Source organism: Paenibacillus sp. AR247, assembly GCF_002968895.1.
GTDB lineage: Bacteria > Bacillota > Bacilli > Paenibacillales > Paenibacillaceae > Paenibacillus_AQ > Paenibacillus_AQ favisporus.
On sequence record NZ_PCZT01000009.1, the window covers coordinates 2075899 to 2085742 of the forward strand.

A 9844-nucleotide genomic window follows, 5' to 3' on the forward strand; every position below is an offset into this window, starting at 1 on the left:
CGCCTCCCGGCAGGCGTCATACGCGGCCGCCATAGCACCCGGGCCTTCCGGCACCTCCTCGATCTGGCAGTGGACGGTGATTTTCAAATATTGCTGCACCGCCGATTCAATATTCGCGGCCATTTCCAGCGGCGCGTTATCCCACAAGCAGATGCCGATCAATTCCGTATGCTCCCGGAACACCTGATGGGGCGTATCCTGCAGCAGCTCCGAAACGATGTTCTCGATCGCGAACAAATACAGCTGTCTCTCGCTCTCTTTCATCAGCGTCTGGTTTGAGGCCGTCTCCGGCCACCTGACGATCCCCAGCTCTGCCGGAAAACCGGCAGGCAGGCCAAGAAACTCCAGCTGCTCGAGCGCGTTCCCGTCATCCACCAGCCCCTGAATCCACTCCTGGCAGAAGCGCTGCCGCAGGAGCGGGATGTTCCGCTCAATCTGCTCCGAGGCCTGCTTCAAATAGTGGCTCTGCACCTGCTGCTCATCAAGCTCCTGCTTGACGCTCTGCAGCACCTCTTGCAAATGGCCGCTGTTGACCGGCTTCAAAATATAATCCTTGACGCCGAGGCGGATCGCTTCCTGCGCGTAGGCAAATTCGTCATGCCCGGTAATGATGACAAACCGGCACGCCGGGCGTTCGGCCTTCAGCCGCTTCATCAGCGTCAAGCCGTCCATGATCGGCATGTTCATGTCGACCAGAACGATGTCGACCGCTTCGCGAAGGGCGAACTCAAGCGCTTCCTCCCCGTCCTCCGCTTCGCCGGCGACCTCCATGCCAAGCGTCTCCCACTCCACCGAATCCATGATGCCTTCCCGGATAATCGGTTCATCGTCCGCAATCAGTACCTGATATCGCTCGTGCCCGTGCCTTCCGTACTCTCGATGCTAATTCCGATTTTTCCCCAAAAGTCAGTGCAAGCCGCGCCTGGACGTTCAGCATGCCATAGCTGCGGCTGGCCGGTCCACCTTCTTCCGGTGGATGATCCATGGCCGCCAAAGGATCCTGAAGCTGGCGGCGGAGCGCAACTAGCCGCTCCTGGGACATCCCCGCCCCGTTGTCCTTAACAATGAGGCGCAGGACGCCGCCCTCCACCTCAGAGGACACCCGTATGATGCCCGGGCCTCGGCGTGCCTTAATGCCGTGATAGATGGCGTTTTCAACGATTGGCTGAAGCACAAGCTTTAGAACGTACAGCCCTTCCGCTTCCTTGGGCAGATCCAGCTCGTAGGTGAGCCGGTCCCGGTAGCGCGTCTTCTGAATCTGCAAATAGCTGGAGATATGCGTCCATTCGTCGGTCATCGGAATGATGTCATCCCCTTTGCTGAGCCCGATCCGGAACAGCCTGGACAGCGACTCTACCATATCGGACACATCGTCGGCCCCTTTTTTCTTAGCCATCCAATGGATCGTATCAAGGGTATTGTATAAAAAATGAGGCTTGATATGCGCCTGCAGGCTGCGCAGCTCCGCCTCGCGCTTCTGCCGTTCCCGAAGCTCGCTCAGCTTCAGCAGCTTGCGGATTTCGGCGAGCATCCGGTTAAAGCTACGGCCCAGCATACCAACCTCGTCCTGCCTTCCGCCCCAATACCGGATCGTCAAATCCCCGGATTCGGCCTTCTGCATAAAGGCCATCAGCTGGCGGATCGGCCGGGACACGGACTGCGACAGCGTATACGAGGCCGTCAGGCCGAACATGCAGACGACAAACAGGAAGCAGATGACGTAGAAGCGGATCTCCCGCACTTCGCGGACCGCTTCTCCGCTGTCGAACACGCCAATGGTCCGCCAGCCTGTAAAAGAAGAGGTGCCGTAAATAAACTGCAGCCGCCGGCCGTCGACCTCATGCCTGAACATGCCGCTGTCTTCCCGGGGAATCCATGATATTGGAATGTCCCGAACCAACGGTTCATCCGGGGTGTAAATGGCCGAGCCGCCGGCATCGGTTACCATCAAATACCCGTTTTTACCAAGGGTGACGTTCCGGACTGTGCTGGCCACCGCCCGCAGCTTCAAGTCGATCAGCACGGCTCCGGTGACTTTACGCGTGTCCGGATCGACAAAGGACCGCACGACCGAGATCAACTCATCGTTGGCATAATGTACATGCGTCGTGACGTTTCGCTCAGAAGGATGCCCCAGCACTGTAAAAATCCCTTCGTGTCCCGCAGCCTCCTCATACCACGAATCCCGGGTCAAATTGGCCGGCGTCCGGGCATACATTTCGTTGCTGATGTAATCGCCGTTGTGGTTCACGACCAGGATGGCGGCAATTTCCGGATACAGCGTCGTGAAGCCCTGCAGATACTTCTTCAAGGCGTACACTTCCCCGTTTTGGTCATTAATCTGCGGGCGCTGCGCTTGTCCGGCAACACCTCCGGCGGCACTCGACCCTTCGGCGGCAATCTGCCCATTCAGGAACCGGTTGATGGCCGGGTCAAAGCCGATCAAATACGTAATGTTCTGCAAGTTTTCCATATCGTTATCAAGCGTCTGATTGACTTTGCCGATGAGCTGCACCGTGTTCGCCGTGACCTGCCCGTCGACGATCCGATTGACCGTCCAGTTGACCAATGCACCGAGCGCAATCGACGGAAGGATGCCTACCATCAGAAAAAGGATGATCAGCTTGTACCGCAGAGGCAGATCACCGAACCGGGTCCACTGCAGCAGACGCTGCCGCCAATTGTTACGAAGCTTATTTCGCATAATAATCCTTCACATTCTCGCGGGTAACGATTGTAATGCCGGTATCCACCCGCGGCGGCAGCGGGGATACGTCGTTGCCCAGCGTCGGTGCGGGAACGGTCAGCCCATGATGAAGATGGAATAAATACTGCAGCGACCAGTAGCCCATATTCCATGTCCCCTGAGCAATCGTCGCTGAAATCGTGCCGTCGGATATCCGGTCCAGCGTCTCTTTATTGGTATCAAACCCGATGATCTTCACCTTCCCGGTCCGATTCGCAGCGATCACCGCGTCCGCCGCCCCTGTGCCGCCGCTGGCTTCCGTCACGAAAATGCCTTTAAGGTCCGGATGCTTGCCCAGCATGTCCGCGGCCGCGGACTTAGCGATCATGGCGTCGCCTTTTCCTTCCTTCACCTCAACCACAGACATCGCCGGATATCGGCTCGCGATCGTTTCCTTGAACCCTGATGTGCGGTCGCTGTGGTTTTGCTGGCCGGACTGCGTGATGATGCCGACCTCGCCCTGCCGGCCGACGATTTGCGCCATTTTATCGGCGGCCGCCACACCCGCATCGTAGTTATTGGTCGCAAGAAAAGAGTACGCTTTGCTGTCCGGGGCGTCCGAGTCGAACAGGACGACGGGAATGCCCGCGTCCACCGCTTTGTTGATCGTCGCGGTCAAAGCGTCGGAGTCGATGGCCGACAGCGCGATGCCGGCAGGCTTTTTGGCAATGACCTGCTCAAGCACGGTGATCTGCTCCTGCACGTCGTACTGGGTGGCTCCGTGGTATTCGACGGACACGCCGAGGGCGTCGCCTCCATCCTCGAAGCCTTTCACAATATTTTTCCAATATTCCATTCCGGATTGAAAGGTTACCATCACATAGTTCTCCCCGATGCTGCCGTGCAGCCCGCCGTCCGGCCATGCAGAAGAACGCTTGTCATCCATCCGGTACATAAATACATAGACGCCAAACGCAATGATTAGTACCAGGTAAACCATCATCATCTTCTTCATCTGCGTTTCCCCTTGTCACAGTCTGCTGAACTCTATGGAATCGGTTACATTATAGCACAAGGCAAACTTTTGGGAAGCGCAAGAACTTGCCAATATCCGTATCACTATCCTGCAGCACCACCTTTTACTGTCCATCGGCAAACCCTTGATGCTCCCCTGATTTCACCGGAATGGCCAATAGATATTGGGGGAAGCTCATGAGCTTTCCGTTGTTTTTTATCTCTAAAGTGAAACCGATCCGGGAAGCAACACGTAAAATCTTTAGGTACGGTTATAGAATCTTTAAGGTTTTCCTCAGGTTTGCTGTCTATAATGACCTTAGGCTGAAGATCTCACATCCCCCATATCCGTTCACACAAATGACCCGTAACAAAATACATGAAAAGAGGATTTTTAACCATGAACATAAAGCGAGTGATGATTGTCGGAACGATGGTCGTGATCATGTCCTTTGGAAGCACCGCGTTAAGCGCCTCCATCACAAGCGCAAGCCCGGCCGCGAAATGGGCCACCACCGGCGTAAAGGATAAAGACGAATTGCTGGAAGCTCTCCATCAGGACTCCGACGAGGAACTGTATGAGGCGCTGTATGAGGGCAAGTCCCTGCATGACATCGCCGCTGACCAGGGAGCCGACATCCAGAGAATCATCGATCTGCAAGTATCGCAGCTGACCCGCCAGCTGGATGAGCGCCTGCGCAAAGGGAGCATTAGCGCAGATCAATATGCGGCGCACAAGGCTGAACTAAGGGGAATCGTCGAACGAAGTGTCCATACTTCATTCGGGTAACTGGAGGTACATACGACCGTCCAACGTTTTGATCGGTCATCCGGGCGCTCCGATACGGATCCGGCGTTCACACATGGAGGATAACATGATTCACCACGGTCAATGGAAACAGAATGCTCGAACGAAATTCAAATGGAAACTGATAACGAAATTTGTAAACCAGCCTGGACGCGTTGTCCAGGCTGGTTTTTTGATAAGAAAAACGTCTATCGACGTACCTTCAAAGAAGACAGACCGCGTTTAAAGGTAATTTTTCTTGCAATATCAGGAAGCAATAGCTTTGGAGTTTATACATTCTGATATTATAAGAAAAACGTCTATCGACGTACCTTCAAAGAAGACAGACCGCGTTTAAAGGTAATTTTTCTTGTCAATATCAGGAAGCAATAGCTCTGGAGTTTAATACATTCTGATATTATAAGAAAAACTTCTATCGACGTACCTTCAAAGAAGACAGACCGCGTTTAAACGGTAATTTTTCTTGCAATATCAGGAAGCAATAGCTTTGGAGTTTAATACATTCTGATAATTCTGATATTATAAGAAAAACGTCTATCGACGTACCTTCAAAGAAGACAGACCGCTTCTAGAGGAGGTTTTTCTTGCGAGATCAGGAAGCAGAAGCTCCGAAACTTATACTTTCTGATCTCTTAAATAAAGACCCCGCCGGCGCCCGGCAGGGTCTTTCGTCTGTTTCCTCTTCCCTCAATGCATATGGAACTTCGAAAGTATAGATCCTACTAAAAAATCGCATGCGGGGCGGTGCCCACTCTCCAAAAATTGCCCAACCTTCTCAAACTTGACCGTCACGTATGCCGGACCCTGAAGATGCTCCGGGTAAGGAACGCTCAGCTTATACACGCGCTGCGTATCCGTCATGCTGAGCAGTTTGGCTGTCGCCTTGTCGAACTCCAGAATGTTGCCGCCATCGGCGTTCAGCTGGGCCAAACGACCATCATGAGAAATGAAATATTTGTCCACAAAATAGGCAGCTGCCTTTTCCGTATATACGGACTTCAAATAGTTCATCAGCTTCTCCCGGGTTCCGATATCATCGGACAAGTACCGATACTGCCGGCCACCGACCTCGAATGTGTCCCCTAATCCCTTGCCGCCGCCCAGGGCATAAAAATACCGCTTCTCAGCTTCTATGATTAATGGCGTCACGCTGGTATGGTTCAGCTTGCTGATCTTGGTTGCGTCGGTCACGACGACCTTCTCTACCGTTTGTGCCGGCACCTGCGCCGGAGCAGTCACGCTCCCCGCCGGAGCCGCTCCGGCCGCAGCAGCCAGCAGGCTTGCTCCCATCAAACCGGTTGCTAGTGTAAATCCAATTTTTCGATTAAGTTTCATCTTGTATTATCGCCTCCACCCTGTTAAACGAAATCAGGATGGAAAAAGTTTCATCCAGGAAACGATAAGCTATGATTTGAAATGTTTAAACTGCGGCAAATATTCGCGATTGGCTTCAAACATCTCATCAACCATCGATTTGATCTCAGCCAGGCTGAGGACCGCGGAAGTCAGCGGATCGAAGCATACCGCATGGAATACTTTCCGCGGATCGCCCGTAAGCGCGCCTTCCACAGCCATCTCTTCGCAGCGGGCGCTTATATTGGTCAGGGCCGCCAGCTGATCGGGCAGGGCTCCCACATGAATCGGCTCCAGCCCTCTTTTCGAAGCCAATACAGGGACCTCAACGCAGCAGCCGTCCGGCAAATTATCGATCAGGCCATGATTACGGACGTTGCCGTTGAATTTAAACAGGGTACCGTCCCCGATCGTGGCGTTAAAGATATACGCGGCGTACTCTTCGCCCCGGTTTAAATCGACAGGCTCTTCCATCCAGCTCCGCATCTGTTCCTTCCAGCTGCCCTGCCTCTGTTCGTAGCCTTTGATAATATACGCGTATTCACCGGGATTCCAGCCCGTGCCGTTCGTGCAGTACTTTTCAATCAAATCCGGCCGCTTTCGGAACCAGGCATTGTATTCAGAGTTATGGCCGCTGGATTCCGTGACGTAATAATCCAGATGAAGGAACATTTCATTTCGGACCTGCTCCTCGTTGTAAATGTCCGGATGATTCATCGCCTCCCGGATGAGCGGATACGCGTCTTGGCCGTTCCAGCGAAAATCCAGGTAGAACGCCTGATGATTGATGCCTGCGCAGAGATACGTGATCTCCTCTTTAGGCGCCCCGATCCACCTGGCCAGCATCGATGCCGTTCCCTGCACGCTGTGGCACAGACCTGTCACGGTCACGTTCGTTTCGCTCTGCATCGCCCTGCACAGCATCGCCATCGGGTTCGTATAATTCAGAAATACCGCCTGCGGACAGTACCGCTCGATATCGCGGCAAATGTCCAGCATCACCGGAATCGTGCGGAGCGCCCTGAATATGCCGGATGGCCCGCGCGTATCTCCGACATTAATGTCCACGCCGTATTGTTTCGGAATCTCGATGTCTTTCCGCCAGATGTCCAGGCTTCCCGCCAAGATCGTGCAGACGACTCCGTCCGCCCCGTCTAGCGCTCTGGTCCTGTCAGTATGCGCCTCGACTTTCGCCGGATAGCCTCCGGCCGAAATAATTTTCTCCACCGTTTTCTTCGCAAATCCGAGACGCTCCACGTCAATGTCAACCAGAGCGATGATGCTGTCAGCGAGCGCAGGGAATGTAAGCAGATCGCGAACGAGGTTTTTCGTGAACACGAGACTGCCTGCCCCGATAAATACGATTTTCTTCACTGCCGAATTCCTCCCTTTTGATCAAGCTGCATGCGGCCAGAACCCCGGCCAGTCAGTTGTCAGCCTTTGATGCCTGTCGTCGAAATCCCCTGAATAAAGGTCTTTTGGGCAAAAAAGAACAAAATGATAATAGGCAGCGTCGCAACGGTGGAAGCCGCCATCAGCATCCCCCAACGCGTGCCGTACTGACCGATAAACTGCTGCAACCCAAGCGATACGGTGTACATTTTCTCGTCGCTCAAATAAATTAACGGTCCCATGAAGTCGTTCCAGTTGTTCATGAACGTAAATAACGCCACTGTGGCGAATGCCGGACGGGCAAGCGGGAGAATGATCTGCCAGAAGGTCCGAAATTCCGAACAGCCGTCGATCTTGGCCGCCTCGGATAGTTCCTGAGGAATCGTCAGAAAAAACTGCCTCAGCAGAAAAATAAAAAACGCACCGCCTAAAAATGCCGGAATAATGAGCGGTTTGTAGCTTCCCACCCAGCCGATCTTTTTGAAAATGACGAAAATCGGAATCATCGTGACCTGGGAAGGCAGCATCATTGTGCTGAGCATAATCATGAACAGTACGTTCCGTCCCGGCCATTGGATTTTGGCAAACCCGTAAGCCACGAGGGCGGAGGAAACGCAGGTGCCGACCATTGCCCAGATGCAAATCGTTAACGTATTGAGGACGTAAGTACCGAACGGGACAAACGTAAGCGCCTCCGGAAAGTTCGACCATAGGAACTGATCCGGAATCCACTCCGGCGGCCATTTGAAAATTTGCGCCTCCGGTTTGAGCGCGGTGGACAGCATCCAGACAAAAGGAAAAAGAAAGGTGATGCCCAGTAAGATCAAGCAAACATGGGCGATCAGCTGTTTAAATACGCCTTTCCTTGTTCTGCTTAATTTCGTGGTAGACTGTGCCTTGATTTCAAGCATCTTGGGCCTCTCCTTTCACGGTTATGAAGGCAGGAGGAAGGGTAACCGAATTGGATCCCTTTCCTCCCTGCCCTTATCCGTTATTTGCCTCCGGCTTTGGCGATCTCTTCTTCGACTTCTTTCTGCAAGTTTTCTAAGGCCTGCTTGGGATCTTTGTTTCCCGTCATGACGGACTCTTCGGCCTTTGCCGCCCGGTCCCAATAATACTGCTGCACCGGAATGACAGGTGTGATCTTCGCGTTGGGGCTGCCGAGCAGATCGACGAACGTTTTTCTGGCCGGAATTTCATTCATGAAGTCCTGGTAAGCCTGTTTCTCTGTAATTTTTGGCGATGGCGGGATCCACCCGCCCTTGGTCAGCATTTGCGCCGCCCAATCTTCGTTATGGTAGCCGGTCAGCCACAGGATGAATTCCCACGCCTCTTTCGGATGCTTGGCTTTTTCCGGAATGATGTTAAAGTTTCCATTGACCCAGGTCGCGTCCGGTTTTCCGGTTCCTTCCGGGTAGGGCAGCGTCATGACGCCATACTGAAGGTCCGGAGCATAATTTTTCAAGTCCTCCAGCCTCCACATGCCGTCCATCGCGAACACCTGCTTGCCGCTGAGGAAAGACCACGCCGAGTTCACGTTGGAAGACATGCTTTTGTTAAAAGCGGCGACTTTGGTCGGATCGTATTTTTTCGCGTAAGACTGAAACCATTCCAATGTGGCAAGGTTGTTCGGATCGGTTGCCGTCGGCTTGCCGTCCTCATCCGCCCATTTTCCGCCGAAAGCGGTGCTCCACTGGGTAAGCCCGCTCGGCATATAGCCGACCCGCTGGATGAATCCGCGTTTATCCAGTTTCCACAATTTGTCCTGCATTGCATCCAGCTCCTGGATCGTGGTGGGCGGTTTTTCCGGATCGAACCCTTCCTCTTTCAAAATATCCTTGTTGTAATACATCGCCAGCGTATTCATCGAAAATGGGATCGCATACATTTTTCCCTTGTAAGTTCCGATTTCCTTTACCGTAGGATACATCCACTCGCCCAAATCCGGCGCGTCGGCCTGGATGTACGGGTCCAGTGAAGCGATGGCTCCCTTTTCCGCCCACGAGGGAATGATCTGGTTCCATTGCGTCATGACGTCGGGCGGATCCCCGCCGGCCTGTGCCGTCAAAAATTTGGCGTTGGCATCGCCGGTAATGGAGAGCGCGGTCACGTGAATGCCGGGATGCGTCTGATTGAACTCATCGACCAGGCTGTCGATCAGCTTCTTCCAGTCACTCGTCCACATATGCCAATATGTAACTTCTACGGCTTTTCCGTCGCCTTTCTTCCCGGAATCGGAAGACGGGGCGGACGTATCTTCCTTCTTGCCATCCTGCCCGGCCGCCGGAGTACCCGGTGAGGAACATGCTATTAGACCGGCAAGCATCAGCATGATCAGCACCATCGATAAGAACGGTTTGAGCGTTGACTTCATTCCATGCACCTCCGATATCGTTTTACCTTTCCCCGCCATAGAAAACCCAGCGTGCCGAGCTCTTAAATACCAGCAGCGTGACGGCCATAATCAGCAGGAACAAAATCCATGCCATAGCCGAGGCATACCCCATATGGAAATAAGAAAAGGCGTTCTTGTACAGATACAGCGAATAGAACAGCGTAGAATCGTTGGGTCCGCCGGACGTAATAATGTA

At 53.4% G+C, this 9844-nt stretch carries 7 protein-coding genes and 2 pseudogenes; 1 reads left to right on the top strand and 8 read right to left on the bottom strand.

Translation table 11 applies throughout. The features are described from left to right. The 3 genes and pseudogenes from CPT76_RS18230 to CPT76_RS18240 form a co-directional block, all read right to left on the bottom strand. The coding region (locus CPT76_RS18230; protein WP_146116344.1) for a response regulator at positions 1 to 801 on the bottom strand (801 nt) is incomplete at its 3' end. A 53-nt stretch (positions 802 to 854) separates the two neighbouring features. Further along, positions 855 to 2704: pseudogene (locus CPT76_RS18235) on the bottom strand (cache domain-containing sensor histidine kinase); the annotation flags it as partial. Then, entirely contained in the window at positions 2694 to 3701 is a 1008-nt protein-coding gene (locus CPT76_RS18240) for a substrate-binding domain-containing protein (protein WP_105443841.1), read from the bottom strand. The pseudogene CPT76_RS18235 and the gene CPT76_RS18240, both read right to left, overlap by 11 nt. A gap of 399 nt (positions 3702 to 4100) precedes the next feature. On the opposite strand from CPT76_RS18240, the gene CPT76_RS18245 reads away from it, so the two are divergent. Next, positions 4101 to 4490 carry a hypothetical protein gene (locus CPT76_RS18245; RefSeq protein ID WP_105443842.1) on the top strand — a complete coding sequence of 130 codons (390 nt, stop codon included), beginning with the start codon at positions 4101 to 4103 and terminating at the stop codon, positions 4488 to 4490. Positions 4491 to 5195: 705 nt separating this feature from the next. Here CPT76_RS18245 and CPT76_RS18250 read toward each other — a convergent pair. The 5 genes and pseudogenes from CPT76_RS18250 to CPT76_RS18270 form a co-directional block, all read right to left on the bottom strand. Next, positions 5196 to 5843: a DL-endopeptidase inhibitor IseA family protein gene (locus CPT76_RS18250; protein ID WP_105443843.1), complete on the bottom strand. Its 648-nt coding sequence runs from the start codon at positions 5841 to 5843 to the stop codon at positions 5196 to 5198. 69 nt (positions 5844 to 5912) lie between these two features. After that, on the bottom strand, positions 5913 to 7235 hold the full coding sequence (gene melA / locus CPT76_RS18255) for an alpha-galactosidase (protein WP_105443844.1): 1323 nt from the start codon (positions 7233 to 7235) through the stop codon (positions 5913 to 5915). A gap of 59 nt (positions 7236 to 7294) precedes the next feature. Then, a complete protein-coding gene (locus tag CPT76_RS18260; protein ID WP_105443845.1) occupies positions 7295 to 8164 on the bottom strand; it encodes a carbohydrate ABC transporter permease in 870 nt (289 codons plus the stop codon). Positions 8165 to 8244: 80 nt separating this feature from the next. Continuing rightward, on the bottom strand, positions 8245 to 9627 hold the full coding sequence (locus CPT76_RS18265) for an ABC transporter substrate-binding protein (protein ID WP_116231460.1): 1383 nt from the start codon (positions 9625 to 9627) through the stop codon (positions 8245 to 8247). Between the two features lie 22 nt (positions 9628 to 9649). Beyond that, positions 9650 to 9844: pseudogene (locus tag CPT76_RS18270) on the bottom strand (sugar ABC transporter permease); the annotation flags it as partial.